The 20,403-nt window shown below is 71.4% G+C and carries 20 protein-coding genes; 14 read left to right on the forward strand and 6 right to left on the reverse strand.

Features of this window, described 5'->3' with window-relative positions; genetic code table 11:
* Positions 1–97: 97 nt before the first annotated feature.
* Positions 98–691 (reverse strand): TetR/AcrR family transcriptional regulator, encoded by a 594-nt coding sequence (locus HND91_RS07915; RefSeq protein ID WP_181706004.1) that lies wholly within the window; start codon positions 689–691, stop codon positions 98–100.
* A gap of 242 nt (positions 692–933) precedes the next feature.
* On the opposite strand from HND91_RS07915, the gene HND91_RS07920 reads away from it, so the two are divergent.
* The 4 genes from HND91_RS07920 (at position 934) to HND91_RS07935 (ending at position 5,423) form a co-directional block, all read left to right on the forward strand.
* Complete coding sequence (locus tag HND91_RS07920; RefSeq protein ID WP_181706005.1) at positions 934–1,098, forward strand: hypothetical protein; 165 nt, start codon at positions 934–936, stop codon at positions 1,096–1,098.
* Positions 1,099–2,170: 1,072 nt separating this feature from the next.
* Positions 2,171–3,874 (forward strand): DEAD/DEAH box helicase, encoded by a 1,704-nt coding sequence (locus HND91_RS07925; protein WP_181706006.1) that lies wholly within the window; start codon positions 2,171–2,173, stop codon positions 3,872–3,874.
* A 179-nt stretch (positions 3,875–4,053) separates the two neighbouring features.
* Positions 4,054–4,800 carry a DUF3750 domain-containing protein gene (locus tag HND91_RS07930; RefSeq protein WP_181706007.1) on the forward strand — a complete coding sequence of 249 codons (747 nt, stop codon included), beginning with the start codon at positions 4,054–4,056 and terminating at the stop codon, positions 4,798–4,800.
* 188 nt (positions 4,801–4,988) lie between these two features.
* Entirely contained in the window at positions 4,989–5,423 is a 435-nt protein-coding gene (locus tag HND91_RS07935; protein WP_246329349.1) for a YybH family protein, read from the forward strand.
* A gap of 74 nt (positions 5,424–5,497) precedes the next feature.
* Here HND91_RS07935 and HND91_RS07940 read toward each other — a convergent pair whose 3' ends face one another.
* A complete protein-coding gene (locus HND91_RS07940) occupies positions 5,498–6,490 on the reverse strand; it encodes an acetamidase/formamidase family protein (RefSeq protein ID WP_181706008.1) in 993 nt (330 codons plus the stop codon).
* A gap of 347 nt (positions 6,491–6,837) precedes the next feature.
* On the opposite strand from HND91_RS07940, the gene HND91_RS07945 reads away from it, so the two are divergent.
* From HND91_RS07945 to HND91_RS07955, 3 genes are all read left to right on the forward strand, one after another.
* On the forward strand, positions 6,838–7,599 hold the full coding sequence (locus tag HND91_RS07945; RefSeq protein WP_181706009.1) for an SDR family NAD(P)-dependent oxidoreductase: 762 nt from the start codon (positions 6,838–6,840) through the stop codon (positions 7,597–7,599).
* Between the two features lie 162 nt (positions 7,600–7,761).
* Entirely contained in the window at positions 7,762–8,796 is a 1,035-nt protein-coding gene (locus HND91_RS07950) for a single-stranded-DNA-specific exonuclease RecJ (RefSeq protein WP_181706010.1), read from the forward strand.
* Positions 8,797–8,922: 126 nt separating this feature from the next.
* The gene (locus HND91_RS07955) at positions 8,923–9,195 is read left to right on the forward strand and encodes a hypothetical protein (RefSeq protein WP_181706011.1); all 273 of its coding nucleotides are present in this window, start codon (positions 8,923–8,925) and stop codon (positions 9,193–9,195) included.
* A gap of 175 nt (positions 9,196–9,370) precedes the next feature.
* Here the strand turns inward: HND91_RS07955 and HND91_RS07960 are convergent, their stop codons facing one another.
* Positions 9,371–9,649, reverse strand: a complete 279-nt coding sequence (locus HND91_RS07960; protein ID WP_181706012.1) for a hypothetical protein — start codon at positions 9,647–9,649, stop codon at positions 9,371–9,373.
* Positions 9,649–9,897, reverse strand: a complete 249-nt coding sequence (locus HND91_RS07965; RefSeq protein ID WP_181706013.1) for a hypothetical protein — start codon at positions 9,895–9,897, stop codon at positions 9,649–9,651. Before HND91_RS07965 ends, HND91_RS07960 begins: the two co-directional genes overlap by 1 nt.
* A gap of 348 nt (positions 9,898–10,245) precedes the next feature.
* Here HND91_RS07965 and HND91_RS07970 point away from each other — a divergent pair, with 348 nt between their 5' ends.
* The 7 genes from HND91_RS07970 (at position 10,246) to HND91_RS08000 (ending at position 18,591) form a co-directional block, all read left to right on the forward strand.
* Positions 10,246–11,817: a hypothetical protein gene (locus HND91_RS07970; RefSeq protein ID WP_181706014.1), complete on the forward strand. Its 1,572-nt coding sequence runs from the start codon at positions 10,246–10,248 to the stop codon at positions 11,815–11,817.
* A 38-nt stretch (positions 11,818–11,855) separates the two neighbouring features.
* Entirely contained in the window at positions 11,856–13,121 is a 1,266-nt protein-coding gene (locus HND91_RS07975) for a DUF4185 domain-containing protein (RefSeq protein ID WP_181706015.1), read from the forward strand.
* A gap of 69 nt (positions 13,122–13,190) precedes the next feature.
* Positions 13,191–14,834 (forward strand): hypothetical protein, encoded by a 1,644-nt coding sequence (locus HND91_RS07980; RefSeq protein WP_181706016.1) that lies wholly within the window; start codon positions 13,191–13,193, stop codon positions 14,832–14,834.
* Positions 14,834–15,991, forward strand: a complete 1,158-nt coding sequence (locus HND91_RS07985; protein ID WP_181706017.1) for a glycosyltransferase family 87 protein — start codon at positions 14,834–14,836, stop codon at positions 15,989–15,991. The genes HND91_RS07980 and HND91_RS07985 overlap by 1 nt, the downstream gene beginning before the upstream one ends.
* Positions 15,992–16,073: 82 nt before the next feature.
* Positions 16,074–16,514 carry a GtrA family protein gene (locus HND91_RS07990; RefSeq protein ID WP_181706018.1) on the forward strand — a complete coding sequence of 147 codons (441 nt, stop codon included), beginning with the start codon at positions 16,074–16,076 and terminating at the stop codon, positions 16,512–16,514.
* Positions 16,511–17,839, forward strand: coding sequence for an FAD-binding protein (locus tag HND91_RS07995; RefSeq protein WP_181706019.1), 1,329 nt, complete (start codon positions 16,511–16,513; stop codon positions 17,837–17,839). Before HND91_RS07990 ends, HND91_RS07995 begins: the two co-directional genes overlap by 4 nt.
* Before the next feature lie 11 nt (positions 17,840–17,850).
* A complete protein-coding gene (locus tag HND91_RS08000; protein ID WP_181706020.1) occupies positions 17,851–18,591 on the forward strand; it encodes an SDR family oxidoreductase in 741 nt (246 codons plus the stop codon).
* Positions 18,592–18,803: 212 nt separating this feature from the next.
* On the opposite strand, the gene HND91_RS08005 is transcribed toward HND91_RS08000, so the two are convergent.
* Positions 18,804–19,739: a decaprenyl-phosphate phosphoribosyltransferase gene (locus HND91_RS08005; protein WP_181706021.1), complete on the reverse strand. Its 936-nt coding sequence runs from the start codon at positions 19,737–19,739 to the stop codon at positions 18,804–18,806.
* A 124-nt stretch (positions 19,740–19,863) separates the two neighbouring features.
* Positions 19,864–20,172, reverse strand: coding sequence for a hypothetical protein (locus HND91_RS08010; RefSeq protein WP_181706022.1), 309 nt, complete (start codon positions 20,170–20,172; stop codon positions 19,864–19,866).
* Positions 20,173–20,403 lie beyond the last annotated feature (231 nt).

The raw sequence follows: 20,403 nt of genomic DNA on the forward strand, positions 1-20,403 counted from the left end.
AAGCCACGCCGCCCGGGCGAGCGCTTCGCCCGAATCGGCCCGCTGCCCGCGCCGCGCGGATGGTCGCGCCGCCGGGGCGCGCCCGCAACCCGCGCGCTCAAGCTCCGGCGAGAACGGCCCTGACCAGGAATCGGATCCGCGCGGCGATCACAGGCGCGTCCACCGCGCCGAGCTTGCCGTCGAGGCCGAGGGCCACGATGCCGTGCGCCCCGGCGAAGAGCGCGCGCGCCATCTCGATCCGCTCGGACGCGGGGCGATCGGGGAAGAGGGCCGCGAAGGGATCACGCAGGTGCCGGAAGATCGTGTCCAGCCGGTCGGTGTACCAGTCGGGCACCGCGTACCCCTCGGGCAGCCTGTGTTCGAACAGCGCGCGCCAGCGGCGGGTCTGCGCGGCGGCGAAACCCAGATAGGCCGCGCCGAGAGCCTGGAGGTGCCGCTCCGGATCGTCCGGGAAGCGGCCGCCGACCTCGGTCATCGCTTGGTCCAGAGCCTCCAGCGTGCGCACGTTGACGGCGAGGATCAGGCCGTCCAGGTCCGGGAAGACGTTGTAGATCGCCCCGACCGCGCAGCCGGCCGCCTCCGCGAGCGGGCGCGCCTTCACGGCCGCGAGGCCGCCCTCGGCGATGGCCGCCTCGGCAACCTCCACCAGCTTCTCCCGCAGGCGTTCCCGCCGGTCCGTCACGTCGCTCATGCCGCCTCGCCCGTCCTGTCCGGCCGCGTCCCGCGGCGCCCTCCCCTCCGAATTCCGGAGAAGAGACGGCGCCGCCTGAACAACGTTCAAATAGCCTCTTGAACGACGTTCAAGAGTGCGCTACACATAGCTTATGAACATCGTTCGCGGCGCGCCGTGCGCCGGTCGGTTCCGCCGCGATAGCGGAAAACGCGCGCCGTGGCGAGGGCCGACACACGACCGGTTCGAAAGGAGAGCCCACCATGACCGCCGCCACTGCCCGTGCCATCCGTCTTTATGTCGTCGCGCCTCTCGTCGCCACCGCCGGAACGGCCGCGGCCATCGCGCTGACGGTCGGGATGTGGGTTCGGCTCTACGAAGCCCTTGCGCTCGACGTGGTGCCGCACATGGCTTCCGTCGCCTACTGACCGCCAGCCATACGGCGCAGATCTGCAGGCCGCAGGCCCCGTCGTCCTCCGGCCGGTAGAAGTGGTTCGCGTCGGTGCGCGCCGACGGTTCAGCGGCCACCACGCGGCCGCGCGCCGCAGTCTCGTCGAGCCCGGTCGGGATCCTGAGCCGCGCCAGCATGCCGCCCGCCCGGAGCGCCGTCACGGACAGCACCTGGAAGCCTTCCGCCCTCAGCCGGGCGAGAGCCGCTTCGGACAGTCCGGTCGCCACCAGCTCGCCGGGCGCCGCCTCGGACGGCCGGCTGCCGGAGCCGGTGGCAGCGGCGGATCGTCTGTCCTGGCCGGCCAGGGCGTCGTCGAGCGGCCCGCCGCCGGGATCCACGGACCGGCCGACCGCTTCGCCGCCGCCGGACGCCCCTCCGCCGGACCCGGCCGCGCCGCCATTTCCGCCGCCATCACCGCCGCCTGATCCCGCCGCGCCGTCGCTACCGCCACCGGACCCGCTTCCCTTGCCCGATCCGCCGTCGCCGCCACCGGAGCCGCGCCCGCTGTTGCCGTCCTTGGCGAACGCGGCGGCCGGGGCGAGGACCCCATCGCCGAAAGACCCCACGCGCACGGGCACCGCGGCCAGCACCAGGGCGACGAGCAGCGACAGGACCAGCCTCGGACGAAACGATATCAACACGATACTCCCTTCAGCGCAGACAGGAGACGCGTCAGCGCGGCTTCTATTCCATAGGCCGTTGGACGACCCTGCATCGGCCCGACCCCCTGTCAACACCGGCGAAGCGATCCGGATGACTATCCGGCCCGTCGCGCCTGGACGGAGGGGCCGACGGCGGATGGTTCCCGGCCCGTCGGTTCGGCGTCCGGCCGTGGATGGCCGGTCCCGTCCGGGAGGCGCGTTCGACCGGGGCCGCCCGGCAGGACCGAACCAATCTCCTCCCGCCGCATGGCCGCTCCGTCGTGAACGGCGTGGCGCCGGGCCGCTTTCTCGGCTATAGGCTCGCACAACCCATGACGCGCGCCGCCGGACCCCGATCGAGAGACGGTCCCCCTTGGCCGTTCCCTTTTCCGATCCGCCCGAGAGCCCATGCCCTTTCCCGTTTCCAATCCGTCCATCGTCCGCGCCCTCGAGGACAAGGCCTACACCGAGCCGACGCCCGTGCAGGCTGCGGTGGCCGACCCGGCGCTCGCCGGGCGCGACCTTCTCGTCTCCGCCCGCACCGGGTCCGGCAAGACCGTCGCCTACGGGCTCGCCCTCGCGCCCGTGCTCCTCGGCGACGCCGAGCGGCTGCCCCCGCCGGGCGCCCCCATGGCGCTCGTGGTGGCGCCGACCCGCGAGCTCGCCCTGCAGGTCCACCGCGAGCTCACCTGGCTCTACGGCCATACGGGCGCCCGCGTGCTCTCCTCCGTCGGCGGCATGGATCCGGTGCGCGAGCGCAAGGCCCTCGCCGGCGGCGCCCACATCGTGGTCGGCACGCCCGGCCGCCTGCGCGACCACATGGAGCGCGGCGGGCTCGATGTCTCGGCCCTCAGGGCCGTCGTCCTCGACGAGGCGGACGAGATGCTGAACCTCGGCTTCCGGGAGGACCTGGAGTTCATCCTGGAGGCGACGCCGGCGGAGCGGCAGACGCTTCTCTTCTCCGCCACCCTGCCGGCCGACATCGTCCGCCTCGCCCGCCAGTTCCAGCGGAACGCGGAGCGCATCGACGTCACCGCCGGGGCGGACAGCCACGCCGACATCGAACACCGGGCCGTGCGGATCGCGCCGAACGAGATCGAGCGGGCGGTCGTCAACGTGCTGCGCTGGTTCGAGGCGCGCGGCGCCATCGTGTTCTGCACCACGCGCGAGTCGGTCCGCCGCCTGCACGGGGCGCTGCAGGAGCGCGGCTTCCAGGTGGTGGCCCTTTCCGGCGAGATGGCCCAGGGCGAGCGCAACCAGGCGCTCACCGCCATGCGGGACGGCCGGGCGCGGGTGTGCGTCGCCACCGACGTGGCGGCCCGCGGCATCGACCTGCCGGACCTCGGCCTCGTGATCCACGCCGAACTGCCCCACGACCCGGAGGTGCTCACCCACCGGTCCGGCCGCACCGGGCGCGCCGGCCGCAAGGGCACGTCGGTCATGCTGGTGCCCCACACCCGCCGGCGCAAGGCGGAAGGCCTCCTCGCCGCGGCGGGGGTGACCGCCCAGTGGTCCGGCCCGCCGTCCGCGGAGGAGATCCGCCGGCTCGATCAGGAGCGGCTCCTGTCCGACCCGATCCTCACGGAGGAGCCGACCGACGAGGACCTCGCCCTCGCGCGCCAGCTCGTCGGCGAGAAGAGCGCCGAGGAGATCGCCGCCGCCCTCATCCGCCTGCACCGGTCGCAGCTCCCCGCTCCCGAGGAGTTGATCGACGGCGGCCGCAAGCCCGAGCGCCAGCCCTATGTGGGCGACACGCCCGGCCGACCCACGGACACCGTCTGGTTCCGCCTCGGCCTCGGCTGGAAGGAGAACGCGGATGTGCGCTGGGTGCTGCCGCTGATCTGTCGGGTCGCCAAGATCCCCAAGCGCGAGGTGGGGGCGATCCGCATCGGCGAGCGCGAGACGCTGTTCGAGGTCACCCAGGCGGCCGCCGGCCAGGTGGCCTTCGCGGCCGCGAACCCGGGCGAGGAGGAGGTCCGCATCAGCCTCGCCGAACCGGGCACGGCCATGCCGGAACGCCGCCGCTTCGTCCACGGGTCGCCCCGGCCGAAGGCCAAGGGCAAGCCCGGCGCCAAGCCGTTCAAGAAACCCCACCGCGGCAAGAAGGCCTGAGGCGGGCGGCGCTCGCCCTACCGTCGTCAAGGCCGGCCAGGCCGGCGACCGCCGGCCGTCCGGGCCGGCCGCGTCCGCGCGGGCGCGCCCGCTTCGCGCGGCCGCCCTTTTCCGGACACATCCCCTATCCTACATCTCCGCCTCGATCCTTTCGCCTTTTCGATCCGAGGTATCCGTTCATGACGATTATCGTCGCCGTGCTGCGCTGGCTCGCCGTCGGGTTCGTCATCCTCTATCTCCTTCCCATCGCGGTCTCGGCGGCGCTCTACTACGCGGGCGAACGCCCGGCCGACTGGCGGTCCGCCGACCGGTCGAGCGCCGGCCTCCTGCCGACGCCGCCGCCGGACGCGGCGGTGGTGCGCATCTTCTCCGCCCGCACGGTCCGCTGGCGCGGCATCTTCGCCACCCATGCGTGGATCGTCGTGAAGGACAGGGGCGAGGCCACCTACGAGCGTTGGGACTATACGGCCTGGGGCGATCCCATCCGGCGCAACGGCTTCGTGGCCGACGGGCGCTGGTTCGGCAGCGTGCCGGACCTGGTGTTCTCCATGGACGGCGAGGCGGCGGAGAGAATGATCCCGAAGATCCGCGCCGCCATCGAGAGCTACCGCCACGCGGAGCGCGGCAGCTATCGCGCCTGGCCGGGCCCGAACTCGAACACCTTCGTGGCGGCCGTCATGGAGGCGGTGCCGGAGATCCGCGCCACCCTGCCGCCCACCGCCGTCGGCAAGGATTATCCTCACGACGATCGCTGGGTCGGGCTCAGCCCGTCCGGCACCGGCATCCGGTTCACCCTTGGCGGCTATGCGGGCGTCACGCTCGGCTGGGTGGAGGGCCTGGAGCTCAACATCCTGGGCGCCATCGCGGGCATCGACCTGGCCCGCCCCGGCCTGAAGATCCCGGGCCTCGGCCGGATCGGCTTCTGACGGCGAACGCGGGACCGGCAGGCGCCGGCCTCCATGGTCGGCCGAGGCGGCGAGCGTTCGCCTCGCCGGCTTTCGGGGCGGTCGGAGGCACGGCGCGGTTCCGCGCGCATCATCCATCTTGGGCATGCCGGCATCTTATGAGCGGCGCACACTTCCTCCGCACCAAGCTCAACTTGGGGAGGAAAAAAATGAAGCGGACTGTCCTCATGGCGGCGCTCTCGGCCGCTCTCCTGGCGTTTCCCATCGAGGCCTTCGCCCAGTCGGACGAAGCCGTGAAGCAGGCCTATGCGGCCTGGGACGAGGCGTTCAACCGGCAGGACGCGCAAGGCATCGCGGCCACCTACGACGCCGAGGCGGTCCTGCTGCCGCCGAGCCACGAGGTGATCGAAGGCTCCGACAAGGTCCAGACCTTCTTCGAAGGCGTCCTGAAGGCGGGCACCACGGACCACAAGCTGGAACTCGTGGAGGTGATGGACCGGGGCGACACCGTGGTGGCGGCCGCCCGCTGGTCGGCCAAGGGCAAGAACGCCGAAGGCAAGGCCGAGGATTGGGGCGGCCTCGCCACCCACGTCTTCAAGAAGGACGGCGACGACCTGAAGCTGATCCTGCACTCGTTCAACTGATCCGCCGCGACCGCCGGGCGGGCCGTCGCACCCGAACGACCCGCCCGTCCGCCCTGGGGAACGACCGCCGCCCGTCAGGGGGTGAGGTAGGTCTTCAGGATGGAGGCGCCGATCGTATACTTCGGGTCCACCATGTTGCCGAGCCGCACGCGGCCGACCTGGGTCAGCAGCATGTAGGCCTCCAGTTCGTCGAAGCCGTAGTCCCGGGCCATCCAGCGGGTGAGCTCCCGGTAGGCGATGCGGGCGGCGTCCTCCAGGGGGCGTCCGGATCCGATCGTCATGATGAACCGGTCGTTCTCCAGGCGCGGCCACTTGAACGACCAGCCCTTGATGAGATCCAGATGCACCGTCGTGACGGTCGGATGCTCGATGGCGACGCCGCAGAGCTCGCCGTCGCCCTGGACCGCATGGCAGTCGCCCAGATAGACGTAGCCACCCGGCGTGTTGACCGGGAAGTACAGGATGGCTCCCGGCCCGACGTCCGGCAGGTCCATGTTGCCGCCGTAGTAGTCCGGCTGCAGCGACGTGATCGCCTCGATCTCCGGCGACACCCCGAGCGTGCCGATGAACGGCTCGTAGGGCAGCGTGATCCGGTCGCTCCACTTCACGCCCTTCACCGGGTCGACCTCGACCTTGCGCACCAGTTCCGGCAGGGGCGGATTGAGCATGGCCGTGACGTCCGTGCCGACGAGGCCGCCGAACTCCGGGATGAGGCAGGTGGTGCCGGACGGCTGCTCGCCGCGCGGGCGGATCTCCTTGATCCGGATCGCGATCACGTCGCCCTTCTCCGCCCCCTCCACGCGGATCGGACCGTTCTGCGGGTTGAGGTAGGGGAAGTTCAGCTTTTCCGACGGCTTGTCCGCCTCGGTCCGGATCTTGCCCTCGAAGGCGTCGTGGGTCTCCACGGAGATCACCGCGCCGGGCTCGACCGTGAGCACCGGCTTGGCGAACGGGCCGTACACGTAGTGATACGTGCCCTGGCTCGCCTCGGTGATCTCGTGGGTCGAGCGCTCCTCCCCCTTGGCGACACCGCGCCGGGCCATGATGGACGTCTCCAGCCAGTCCATGGATCAGGTCTCCTCTCCGTGCGCCGCGTCGCGCCGGCGATAGGATCGCGCGCCTATCGCGCGGGGGCAAGCTCGTGCCGCGTCGCGCCGGCGATAGGATCGCGCGGGGGCTAGCTCGCGCCGCGCGGGACGGCACGCGCGTTCGGCGGCGGACGGGCCCGAGGGCGCCGCCTTGCGGAAACCACCATGTCCACTACACTCGCCCCCTGTCGTCGGACGCGGAGGGCTCCGCCGATCCGGACCCGGACCTGCCCGTCCGGCGGGAGACCCCGTCCTTCATCCGAACGCGGTCGGTCCCCGCGCGCATTCGTCCCGACGCAATTCGTCCCACCGAACGGAGGCTGAACATGGATCTGGGCTTGAAGGGGCTGAACGCCGTGGTCACCGGCGGCACCAAGGGCATCGGGCGCGCGATCGCCGAGACGCTCGCCCGGGAGGGCGCCAACGTGGCCATCTGCGCGCGGAGCGCCGCCGACGTGGAGGCGACCGTGGCCGTGCTGTCCGGCCACGGCGTGACCGCGTCGGGCGCCGCGGTGGACGTCTCCGACGGTCCCGCGCTCGCCGCCTGGGTGGCCTCCTCCGCCGAAGCCCTCGGCGGCATCGACATCGCCGTCGCCAACGTCAGCGCGCTCGCCATCGGCCAGGACGAGGAGGCCTGGAAGAAGGAATTCGAGACCGACATGATGGGCACGGTCCGCCTCGTCAATGCCGCCATGCCTTGGCTGGAGAAGAGCCGCGCGCCGGCCATCGTGACGATCTCCAGCGTCTCCGGCCGCGAGATCGACTTCGCCGCCGGCCCCTACGGCACCTTCAAGGCGGCCATCATCCACTACACCCAGGGGCTCGCCTTCCAGCTGGCCGGCAGGGGCATCCGGGCCAACAGCGTCTCGCCGGGCAACACCTATTTCGAGGGCGGCGTGTGGCAGTCCATCGAGACCGGCAACCCGGAGCTGTTCAAGACCGCGCTCGCCCTCAACCCCACCGGCCGCATGGGCACGCCCCAGGAGATGGCGAACGCCGTCGCCTTTCTGGCGAGCCCGGCGGCGAGCTTCATCACCGGCACGAACCTCGTCGTGGACGGCGCCCTCACCCGCGGCGTCCAGTTCTGACACCGACGGCGTCCCGGCCTGTCCAGGCGCCGGAACCCCGGCGCCCGGGAGCCCGTTGATCGCGAGCTTTCCGCCCGTCCCGCGATCGAGGTGCCTCATGGCTGGATCCGCTCGGCCACGTCTTCCGGAACCGTCACGCCTGCCGGCCGCCGGGACGCCCGCGTGACGACGGGCGAAACGTTCCGGGCCGCGCTCTCCACCTTCGGCGACGGGCCGGTTCTCATCGTCAGCCACAACGACGCGGACGGCCTCTCCGCGGCGGCGGTCCTGTCGCGCGGGCTCGGCCGGGCCGGGCGGCCGGCGCAGATCCGCATTCTCGGCCGCGGCGAGACGCCCTGGTCGGACCCGATCCGCGCCGAACTCATGGGCCGGACCATCGGCGGGCTCGTAGTGGCCGACCTCGGCGTCCGGTCCGGACCGATCCGACCGGGCGTACCGACCGTCGTGATCGACCACCACGTGCCGCGCGGCATGCCGGACGATGCGGTGGTGATCTCGGGCCACGGCGTCGTCCCGGAGCCCACGTCGAGCACGCTCGCCCACCGGGCGGTCGCGGCGCTCGCCCCGGCGGAGGATCTGGTCTGGCTGGCGGGCCTCGGCATCGCCGGCGACATGGCCGACAAGGCGGGCCTGCCGGAGTGGGACGACGCCCGCAAGCGCTTCGGCGCGACCGCCCTGCGCGCCGCCGCCACCCTGGTCAACCAGCCGCGCCGGTCGAGCCGGGGCGACGTCACGCCGGCGCTCGACCTCCTGCTCACCGCCGACGGCCCGAAGGAGATCGTCTCCGGAGACCGGCCGGAGACCCGGGCGCTGATCGCCGCGCGCGACGAGGTCCGGGCGGAGCTGGAGCGCGCCCGCCGGGTCGCGCCGAAGCTGGCGGGCGACGTGGCGCTGATCCTGTTCTCCTCGGGCTGCCAGGTGCACCCGCTGGTCGCGCAGGCCTGGGCCGGGCGGCTGAAGGACCGCATCGTTCTCGCCGCCAACGCGGGCTTCCGGCCCGGCTGGGTGCACTTCGCCGCCCGCACGGCGCTCGACGTGGACCTGGTGGCCTTCCTGGCGGAGCGGGCGCCGCCCGGAGCGGACGAGTCCTACGGCAGCGGCCACCGCAAGGCGACCGGCGGCGCCCTGCGGATCGCCGACTGGAACCACTTCGTCGCCGCCCTCGGGTTCGGGGCCGCCATGACCATCGGCGAGTGACCCGCGCCGGGCGCGGCCGGCAACAGGAGCACCGGTCGGCGCGGCGCGCGGTCCCGGGCGGGCGGTTTCTCGAACAAACGGCCCGTCCGGCCGTTCGACCGACGAACGGCAGCAGAGAGGTGACCAATGGCCAGACGTTCTTCGTCCTACACGCTCATCGGCCTGGCGGTGATCGCCATCGTGGTGATCGGCTTCGTCCTGATGATGGTGGGCGCCCAGAACACCGAGTCCCTCGACGAAGGGAACCGGCGGCCCGACGGACCGGCGGTCCAGGAGCAGGCGCCGGACCTTCCGAACACGGGCGTGCCCGCGACCACGGGCGAGGGCGGCGCCGGCGGCGAAGGCGGCGGCGTGCCTCCGGTGACCGGACCGGGTGGCGCCGCCACCGACGGCGGCTGATCGAACGAGCCGGGCGGAGTCCGGGCGCCAGAGCGCTTGCCGACCTGACGGTCTCGTCAGGTCGGCAAGACATCGCTCCAGATCATTACCTTGGAGAGCGCCCGGGCGCCTCCCGGCTGCTTGATGGTCGAAGTCGGTCGACGTCGTCGGAGAGCGGCGGAAGGCCGCCCTCCCGTCAGCCGGCGAGGCCGGCTCCGGATGCCGCGGGCTTCTCCGCGCGCGGGATGAACCGGCCGACCTTGGCGGCGCTGCCGGCGCGGCTGACGATCACCGCCAACGACCCGTCGTCCTCGGTCACGACCGTGCAGAGACCGGACCGGAGCACCGCCTGACCGGCATGGACGGCCGCCTTGATGGCGCCCTCGCGCGTGGCGGACTCGCCGGCATGGCAGGGGCCGAGGAAATAGGCCCACCCGCGGCCGTGCGGGCGGATGGTGTAGCGCAGCCCCGCCATCACTGCGTCTTCCGGTGTTCGGTCGGAGCGGGGATCGCCTTGCGCTCGGCGGCGATCAGGGTCTCGGCGCGAGCGGCCTCCCGGTTCGTCGGGAGCGAAGTTTTGTTTTTCTCCTCCGGACGACACGAGACGACGAATTCCTTGTTGTCGGAGTAGTAGAATACGCGTTGCATTCTGCACCTCGATGTCGTTTCACCCGGACGAGAAGCTTCGCGTTCCACGTCCTGGAAGACAATGGGAAGCTTCATCGTAGTCGTGACCGATTCGTTGCCGGCCACTGCTCCACAGGGGAACGTCGGGCCGTGGCCATCCAACTGTCCTTGAGGCAAATATGTTCCACTTTTCAATCAGCTAACCTATGTTAGCCAGCCTTCGGGCGCGGCTTTTACTCCGCAGGACCGCCGATCGGACGGGCTCGACCGGGCGGTCGCCGGGCCTCTCGGCGTTCGCCGCGCCTGCAGTTCCGCCAGCTCTGGAACATACGCCGGAGGACATGGTTAACGCGCGGTCTGCCACGCCCGGGGTTCAGCATGGACGCACTATCGCGAACGGAGGCTCGCCCTCCGGCGACACCCGCCACTGCGGCGCACCGCCTCGTGGCCACGCGGGTGGCTTTCCTGATGTTCCTCGCCTGCCTGCCCGTGGCGCTCACGGCCTATCCGCCCATCTTCGACTATCCGAACCACGTGTCCCGGGCCCACGTGCTCGCCACCATGGACGGCGGCTCGGTGTTCGCGGACTGGTTCGAACGGGCGAGCTACCTGATCCCGAACGTCAGCACGGATCTCGCCCTGGTCGGCCTCACTCACCTCGTCGGCGCGGAGGCGGCCGGGCGCGTGGTCCTCCTCGTCATCGTCAGCGCCACCCTTTCGGGCGCGCTCGCCCTCGGCCGCACTGTCACGGGGCGGCTGGAGCCCTGGCCCGCCTTCGTGGCCATCTTCCTCTACAACGAGATGCTCCACTGGGGCTTTCTCAACTACCTGCTCGGGCTCGCCGGCCTTCTCTGGGGCGTCACGGCGTGGGTCTGGCTCGGTCGCCGGTCGCGCGCCCTTCAGCTCCTGACGGCCGCGGTGCTGGCCATGCTGCTGCTGTTCTGCCACCTAGTGGCGTTCGGCCTGTTCGCCGTCGCCGTCGCCGCCTACGAGATCACCGACATCGCGCTCGACCCGGCGATGAAGCCGCTCGAGGCGGCGCGGCGCCGGGTGGCGAAGCGGCTCGCCCTGTCGGCGTCCGTGTTCCTGCCGGCGCTCGCGCATCATGTGGCGCTGAACGCGGGCGGCCTGCCGGCGGCGCCGCTCTTCAACTACCATCCGTTCGAGAAGATCTCGCCCTTCACGCGGCTCCTGTCGTCGGGCGCCCCGGTGACCGACGCCGCCGTGCTGATCGCCACCCTCGCCGTGCTCGGCGTCCTGTGGCGGCGCGGGACCATCCGCGTCGAGCCCCGGCTCGGCGCCATCGCGGCGGCCTTCGCGGCGTGCCTCCTGGTGCTGCCCTATTCGCTGATGCATTCCTTCTTCGTCGATAACCGGATCGCGACGGCGGTGGCCTTCCTGGCGCTCGCCGGCATCCAGACCCGGGGCGGCCCGGCGGCCGACCGTGTCGGCTGGGCGGCCGTGTTCGTCCTCGCCAGCGCGCGGACCGCGCTCGTGGTCCTGACCTGGACGGCGGCGGATCGCGAGATCAAGGACATGATCGCCGGCCTCGACCAGCTGCCGACCGGCGGCCTGGTGATCTCGGCGACGGCCGCCCCGTTCGAGTACGGGACCGGGTGGTTCTACACCCGAACGATCAATCCTCCCCACGAACACACCGCGTCCTGGGCCACCGTCCGCCGCGACGCGATCGTGCCGGCCATGTTCGCCAAGGCCGGCCAGAACCCGGTGGTGTTCTCGCCGCCTTCGGCGATGCTGAAGGCCATCTCGCTCGGGCCGATCCACCGGACGTCCTCGTCCGCCGGCCAACGGGCGCTGCTGTTCCGGGCCGCGAAGGTCAGGGCCGAGCTGGACCAGGCCGGCCTGCCGGGGCAGTCGCTGTACGTCGCCGCGTTCGGGACGACGTGCAAGGAGTGGCCGTCGGGCCTGCCGCTTCGTCCGGCAGTCTGCGGCGGCGCGTATTCGATCGTCGAGGTGACGCGGCCCCGCCAGGGGCGGTCGCCGGTCCAGCCCTGACCCAGCCCCGGTCGGCGGACCAACAGCCCCCAAGAGCCATGCGATCCAAAGTCCTCACCAGCGCCCTCCTGTGCGTCGTCGCCACCGCGCTCCCGGCTCCGTCGGCCGCCGACACCGTCCTGCTCGACCAGCGGTCGGTGGGCAAGGTCTGCCAGGTTGTCGGCGAGTTCGACCGGGAACGGGCGGCGCCCACCCTCAACCAGACCGAGACGCGCGCCCGCTTCTGGGGCACCGACCTCGGCGCCTCGTTCGAACACGAGGGCCGGCTCGTCGTGGCGTTCGGCGACACCCACCCGAGCCACGGCATGATCAGGCCGCGAGACGCGGACTCCATCGCGTTCAGCGACACCCGGCACGGGGAGGACTGTCTCCAGCTGGAGTTCGTCAGAGATCAGGACGGCGGCTTCCGGCCGATCACCATCCCGGGCATCTACGCGGGCGCGTTCGCCGTGCCGAGCGGCGGGTTCAGCCTGAACGGGCGCATGTACCTGCTGGCGACCAGCGACGTGCCCGGGCGCGGGCCGTCCAACCGGTCGGTGTTCGCCCGGTCCGACGACGACGGCTGGACCTTCCGCCGCCTGTTCGACCTGTCGCAGGAGCGCTTCGTCCACGTCTCGCCGGTGCTGGTGAAGGGGGGCGCCGTCAAGGACGCGCCGGACCCGGCGGCGCCCGGCGTCTTCTATTTCGGCACGTCGGAGTTCCGCCGCAGCAGCCCCTTCCTCGCCTGGACGCCGCAGGCGGCCGTGGAGGATCCGCAGGCTCTGCGCTACTTCGCCGGGGTCGACCCGGCCACGGGTGCGCCGCGCTGGTCGGAGAACGAGGCCGACAGCGCGCCTCTGTTCGAACAGCCGTGCATGGGCGAGTTCTCGGCCGGCTGGAACGCGCATCTTTCCAAGTGGCTGCTGCTCTACACCTGCGGCGGCCCGCGCGCCCGGACGGAGATCCGCACCGCCGAAAGCCCTTGGGGCCCCTGGTCGAGCCCGCAGGCGCTGTTCGACCCCAACCTCGACCGGGAGGGCTGCGGCTTCGTCAACCGGCCCACTCCGCCGATCATCGCGGCCGGCATCGGCCCGGCCTGCCCCATCGTGTCGGACCCGCACACGCCGGGCGTCCTCGGCGAGTCCTACGGCCCCTACCTGATTGACCGGCTCACCCGCTCCGACTACCCGTTCACGTCGACGATCTACTTCCTGATGTCCACCTGGAATCCATACACGGTGGTGCTGATGCGCGCGACGCTCGTTCAGGTTGACGAGACGCCCACCGGCGCCCTGCCGGCCGCCGGCGGCTCGCAGGCGAGGTAAATCAGCCATGAACAAAACAGCGGTGCCGGCGGTTCATGCCTTCGATCTTCTCGAGCGAGTGGGCAACGGGTGAGCGCCAGCGACGTCATCATCGGAACCCGCGTCACCCGACACCGTCCCTTCCGATCCGGGCTCAGCGACCGGTCGGTGGTTCTGTCGGCGGCGGCGGCAGCCCTTCTCGTGGCCCTCCTCCCCCTGGCGGCGGCCGACATGCTGCCGCTGTTCGACTATCCGAACCATCTGGCGCGCATCGACGCCATGAACCGGTTCGCCGAAACCCAGCGGCTGCAGGACCACTACCGGTTCGACAGCCTGCTGATCCCGAACGTCCTGTCCGACATCATCCTGATGGTGCTCGCCAAGGCGATCGGCGCGGAGGCGGCCGGCCGCATCCTGGTGTCGGCGATCTTCGGCCTCACCTTCGGCGGCATCGTGGTGCTGAACCGGGTCGCCTTCGGGCGGCTCGGCCCCTTCGGCCTGCTGGCCGCCATCTTCCTCACCAACGAGATGATGTTCTGGGGCTTTCTGAACTACATGCTCGGCCTGGCGATCCTGCCCTGGGGCCTCGCCGCCTGGCTGGCGCTCGACCGGCGGCCGGCGTGGCAGCGGCTGGCGGCCGGGGCGGCCTTCAGCCTCGTCATCTTCTTCGCCCACCTCGTCGCCTTCGGGCTGTTCGCCATCGCGATCGCGGTGGTGGAACTGGTACGGGCCTGGCGGCACCGCTTCGACACCTTCGCCGCGGTGGTGGGGCGGCTTATCGCGTCGGCGCTCCAATTCGCCCCGACCATCGCGCTCTATCTGGCGATCAGCCCGTCGAGCGGGCTGCCGCTCGACCCGCGGTTCGACTTCAGCACTTGGGGCAAGTTCTCGCCGTTCAGCCGGGTGTTGTCGTCCGGCAACCCGGAGATGGACACGCCCGTCCTCCTCTGCGTGCTCGGCCTCGTGGCCGTCGGCCTCCTGTCCCGGCGGCTGCGGATCGATCTCGGGCTCGGCCTCGTGGCGCTCGTCTTCGCCGGCCTCGTGCTGGTCCTGCCCTATTCGGCGCTCGGGTCCTTCTTCCTGGACGCCCGGGTGGTGATCGCGGCCGCCTTCATGGCCATCGCGTCCCTCGGGCCGACCTGGCGCCTGGGCCGCACCGGCAGCCTGCTGGCAAGCGCCGCCATCCTGGTCCTCCTCGGCGCCCGCACCGTCGTGTTGGTGGACGACTGGGCCCAGCAGGGCGAGCGGCTGCGCGAGATCCGCGAGGCCTTCGAGGCCGTGCCGGACAACGCCCTGGTGGTGGGCGCGACCGGCCACCATTTCGAACTCGGCGACTGGACCGCGACCCGCCGCGCGAAGCCCGCGCACGAACACACGGCGGGCTACGCCGCGCTCGATCGGGGCGCCCTGGTGCCGAACCTGTTCGCCCGGGCGGGCCAGAACCCGCTGGTGTTCGCGCCCACCGAGCCGGGGCTCCGCTCGCTCGACCGCAATCCCATCCCGCGCCTGTTCCGGCCCGAGGACTACGACTGGGTGGCCGGCACGGCGCGGGCCGCGGCGGAGGAGGCGGCGGCGGCCGGCAGGCCCTTCTCGGGCGCCTACGTGATCGCCTTCTACCGCACCTGCGCGGAGTGGCCGACCGGGCTTCAGGTCCGGCCCGTCGAATGCGGCAGCGACTATTCCCTCGTCGAAGTGACCTCGCCGGACGCCGCGGTCCGGAAGGCGGCCCGGTGATGCGCGCGCTGCCGGTCCTGCTTCGCGCCGCCGCGACCGGCGGCGTCGCCCTCGTCTTCCTCGGCGTGATCGCCTGGAGCCTCGGCCATGCGCTGCCGACGCCCACCCTGTGGGACTTCGGCTCCTTCGTGGCGTCCGGACGGGCGGCGGCCGAGGGGCTCGACCCCTACGGCCTCTATCCGCTCACGTTCCGGGTGGTGATGGACGGGTTCGAGATCTGGAACCCGAACCTCAACCCGCCGGCGGCGCTGCCGCTCTTCCACCTTCTCTCCTTCCTCGACCCGCACGAGGCCTTTCGCATCTGGTGGAGCCTGTCGGCGGTCAGCTACGCGATCACCGTGGCGCTCCTCGCCCACCGCTTCTCGAACCGCCGCTGGGTCGTGCCGGTGCTCTTCGCGGCGGCGCTCGCGGGCTTCTGGGACACCCTCGTGCTCGGGCAGATCTACACGCCGCTGGTGCTCGCCGGCGTCGCCGGCTGGCTGCTCCTCGACAGGAACCGGCCGATCGCCGCCGGCATCGCCATCGGCATCGTCGTCGCCGTGAAGCCGAACTTCCTGGTCTGGCCGGTGCTCCTCTTCCTCGCCGGACACACGCGGGCGCCGATTGCGGCCGCCGCCACGGCGGCCGTGCTGGCCGTCATCCCGGTGGCGCTCTACGGGCCCGAGGTCTATCTGCAGTGGGCCAACCTGGTGGCCGGCGACGGGGCGCGCGCGGCCTTCCTGTCGAACGCCTCCATGGCGGGCATCCTCCACCGCATCGGGGCCGGCCCCTTCGCCCTCGTGCCGGGAGTGGTGCTGCTGGGAATGCTGGCCTTCTGGGTGCTCCGACAGCGGCCGACGGTGTTCCAGGCGTCCGCCGTCGGGCTCGCCGCGTCGATCGCGGCCTCGCCGCTCGCCTGGGTCCACTACACGCTCTTCCTGCTGCCGGTCTTCTTCGCCGGCCCGGCCTCCGCCCCCATGATCGTCGCCGGGCTGCTCCTCGTCATCCCCGTGCCGCTGATCCTGGAGCTTTCCACCACGCCGCCGATCGTCCAGGCGACGGTCGGATCGGTCTATGGCTGGGCCACGCTCCTGGTATTGTGGACGAGTCTCGGCGCGATCCGGGCGGAGAGCCCGGTCCACGCCGGCCGGACCGCGTCGAGCGTCGCGGCCGAATAGACGCGCCCACCGGTCCGCCGCGACGGCGATTCCTGAACGAGGACGAAATGCGACCACCCCAACCGAGCGAGCGCCATCCCGCATGAGCAGTCTGCACCAGGCGGAGCGCATACCGCCCGCCCCGAAGGTCATCTTCCTGCGCTACGTGGCGTTCGCCGTCGTCGCCGGCCTCGCCAACCTCGGCACCCAGGAGCTCGCCTTCCAGGCGCTTGGCCGATCCCAGCTGATCATCCCCATCCTGGCGGGCACGGCCGTGGGCTTCATCGTCAAGTACGCCCTCGACAAGCGCTGGATCTTCGAGGACCAGTTCGAGGGCCACTCCGCCGAGGCGCGCAAGATCTTCGTCTACGGCCTCTTCAGCGTCGCCACCACGGCGCTCTTCTGGGGCACCGAGCTGGCCGCCTGGACGATCTGGCGAACGCCCGAGGCCAAGTATGCAGGAGCCGTCATAGGACTCGCCCTCGGCAACTGGATCAAGTATCGCCTGGACAAGCACTTCGTGTTCAAGCGAGGACGCGCGTGACCCGGCTGACCGGATGGGGCCGCTACCCCGACCTGGAGACCGAACTCGTCGAGCCGCGGCGGCTCGGGGAGGTGCGCGGCGCGTTCGCCGAGGCCGACGGCGTGATCGCCCGTGGCAACGGCCGCGCCTATGGGGACGCGGCCATCGGCGTGCGCCGGACCGTGTCGATCCGCCAGCTGGACCGGATGCGGTCGTTCGATCCCGAGACCGGGCGGATCACCGTGGAAGCCGGAACCCTCCTCGGCGACGTCATCGCGGCGGTTCTGCCGCGCGGCCATTTCCCGATGGTGGTGCCGGGCACCCGCCACGTCAGCGTCGGCGGCGCCATCGCGGCGGACATCCACGGCAAGAACCATCACCGCGACGGCGGCTTCGGCGCCAGCGTCGAGCGGATGACGCTCCTCCTGCCGGACGGGTCCACCGTGGAGACCTCGCCCACCCTGGAGCCGGGGCTCTTCCGGGCGACCGTCGGCGGCATGGGGCTGACCGGCGCCATCCTGGAGGCGACCATCCGCCTCAAGCCGGTCGAGAGCGGCTGGATCCGCCAGCGCACCCTCCCGGCCGCGGACCTTTCCTCCGTCATGCGGGCGCTCGACGCGGGCGACGAGGCCACCTATTCGGTCGCCTGGATCGACACCCTCGCCAGCGGCCGGAACCTCGGCCGCTCGCTCGTCTTCCTGGGCGAGCACGCCCGCGCGGACGAGCTCGGCCCGAAGGAGGCCGAGCGCTACCCGGCCCTGGCCGGCCCGCGTCTCAGCGTGCCGCTCGACTTTCCGTCCTTCACCCTCAACCGGCTGAGCGTCGGCGTCTTCAACCGGATCTACCACCGGGTCAACGCCCGGCGGGAAGGCGCTCCCTTCACGGTGCCGGCGGGACCCTACTTTTTCCCGCTCGACGGCGTCGGCGCCTGGAACCGGATCTACGGCCGGCGCGGCTTCGTCCAGCACCAGTGCGTCCTGCCGCCGGAGACCGCCGAGAGCGCCCTCGGGGAGATCCTGGAAAGGGTCGCCCGGCGGGGCAGCTCCTCCTTCCTGGCCGTCCTGAAGAAGCTCGGGCCCTCCTGGGGCATGCTGTCCTTCCCGAAGCCCGGCTTCACGCTCGCCCTCGACTTCCCGGTCACCGACGACCTCGCCTCCTTCCTGGCCGGCCTGGACGAGATCGTCGTCGAGGCCGGCGGCAGGCTCTATCTCGCCAAGGACAGCCAGCAGTCGCGGGCGACCTTCGAGGCCGGCTATCCGGACCTCGACGGCTTCCGGTCGATCCGCCGACGGCTCGATCCCGACCGGCGGCTCCGCTCCCATCTCGCCGACCGACTCGGCCTTTGAGGACTCCACCCATGCCAGACCAGCGCAGCGTTCTCATCCTCGGCGGCGGTTCCGACATCGGCCGCGCCGCCGGTCTCGCCTTCGCCGCCAAGGGCTGGACCGTGCGCCTCGCCGGGCGCGACCTGCAGGGCCTGACCCGCGAGGCCGACGACATCCGCACCCGCACGGGCGCCACGGTCTCCGTCCACCGGTTCGACGCCCTCGACACCCCGTCCTTCGACGGCTTCCTGGACGGCCTTCCGGCCCTGCCGGACGCGGTGGTGTCCGCCGTCGGCGTGCTCGGCGACCAGGGGGCTGCCGAGCGCGACGTCGCGGAGGCGACGCGGATCATGCGCTCCAACTTCGAGGGACCGGCGCTGATTCTCGGCCTCGTCGCCAACCGGTTCGAGGCGCGCGGCAGCGGCACCATCGTGGGCATCTCGTCCGTGGCCGGCGACCGGGGCCGGGCGACGAACTACATCTACGGCTCCGCCAAGGCGGCGTTCACGGCCTTCCTGTCGGGTCTGCGCAACCGCCTCGCCCGCAAGGGCGTCCACGTGGTCACCGTCAAGCCGGGCTTCGTGCGCACCCGCATGACCGCCGGCATGGCCCTCCCCGGCCTCCTCACCGTCGATCCGGACGTGGTCGGGAACGCCATCTACGCGGCCGTGGAGAAGCGGACCGACGTGGTCTACGTGGCGCGGGCCTGGCAGCCGGTGATGTTCGCCATCCGGTCGATCCCGGAGCGCCTGTTCAAGACCATGAAGATCTGACCCGGCACCAGCCGACCGGGATCATCAGCCGACCGGGGTCGTCCGAACGCCACGAACGGATCCGGACAGGTCCGTGCGGCTCCAGCCGTCTCGGCGCATTGCCTTCTTCCGCCCTGCCCCGCTCCCGCCTCCGGTCCGAACGGCGGCGGGGCGGGAGCGGCGCGTGTCCGCGCGCCGGTCCCGCCCCGCGGGGAGCGCCGTCCGTCGCGCCCTCAGAAGTAGATGAGATAGGTGAAGACGAAGAACCAGCAGGCCATGCAGCCGATCAGGAAGGTGTCGCTCAGCACCACCACCGTGGGCGCGCCGGAGCGTTCCTCCACCAGCGAGATCTGCAGGTAGCGCAGGATGCCCGCCACCACGAACGGCATGGTGAGGTAGAGCTGGTCGGTCTGAAGCCGCTCGGCGACTTCCGTGTCGGTCGCGTACATCATGTAGGCGACCAGGAGCGCCCCGAGCACGAGCGACGTGACCGCGTCCAGGAACGGCTTGGTATAGCCGTTCAGCGCCGGGCGATGGGCCGAGCCGAGCGACTTGGTGAGGTCGTCGCGCCGCTTGGCGAGCGCCAGGAACAGCGCGATCAGGCCCGTGCACATCAGGATCCAGACGCTGACGTCGACCCCGATCAGCGTCGCGCCGGCGCCCACCCGGAGCACGAAGCCGAAGGTGATCGTCAGGACGTCGATGATGGAGATGTTCTTCAGCGCGAAGCAGTAGGCCACGTTGACCAGGAAATAGAGGCCGACCAGCGCGCCGAACGACGGGTCCAGCGTGAAGGCGAGCGCAAGGCCGAGTGCCAGCACCACCACGAAGGCGGTCAAACCCGCCACCGGCGTCACCTGCCCGCTCGCGAGGGGCCGGAAGCGCTTCTTCGGATGCAGGCGGTCGGACTCGCGGTCGACGAGGTCGTTGAGCACGTAGACCGCGCTCGCCACGAAGCAGAAGCTGAGGATGCCGAGGGCCACGAGCCCGACGGCCTCCAGCGACATGACATGGGGATTGAAGAAGAGCGGAGCGGCCACGAACGCGTTCTTCACCCACTGGTGCGGCCGCAGCAGCCTGATCAGCGGAAGCCCCGCCTCCAGCCAGCCGAGGCGGCCGGCGCGTGCGCCGGCCGCGTAAGTGTAACGCTCGTCGGACTGGCTGGTCATCGTCGAGAACTCCAGGTGCCTGGGACTTCGGGGAAGTGAACCTCGTCGCCCAATGGCGCCTTCGGCCGTTAATCGATGGCGTTAACCGTAGGTGCGGGAGCATTGTTCCCGTCAATCGCACCAACTAGTCGGCCGATTTTGCGCCGAGCTTCCGCTCCAGATCGCGGATAAGCTGCTCCGCCTCGCGGATCGACAGCGCGCATGCCTGCGCGCGGCCGGTGGCCGCGGCCATGCGCGCCCGCACGAATGCGGCGTCGATGTCGGACAGGGTCTGCTCGTCGGCGCTCGACAGCGGCTGACCGCTCTTGCCGATGGTGTCGTGCAGCATCCGGTAGGCGGCGGCGAACTCGTCGAGCGTGTCCGGACAGGCGCTCGCCGCCTGCGGCCAGCCCAGGACGAGCGCGAGCAGGACGACCGCTACAGGTCTCTTCATCGGGCGCCGCCTCCGTCTTGTCGCCGTGGCCGCCTGCAAGAACGGCCCGGTTTGGACGGCGCGATCCTTCGGCCGTCCCCTACCGAACGGCCGCACGGGCCCGGTTGGTTCCCGCATCTCTTTGACGGTTGGTGGTTTTCAAGCCGGCGTGCGCAGCGGACCGCCCCGGGGCGACCGGGACGGATCGCTTCCTCTCGGCAAAAAAAGCGAAGGCCGGCGCCCCCTTCGGAG

The sequence above is a fragment of the Chthonobacter rhizosphaerae genome, from assembly GCF_013839525.1.
Taxonomy (GTDB): Bacteria; Pseudomonadota; Alphaproteobacteria; order Rhizobiales; family Pleomorphomonadaceae; genus Chthonobacter; species Chthonobacter rhizosphaerae.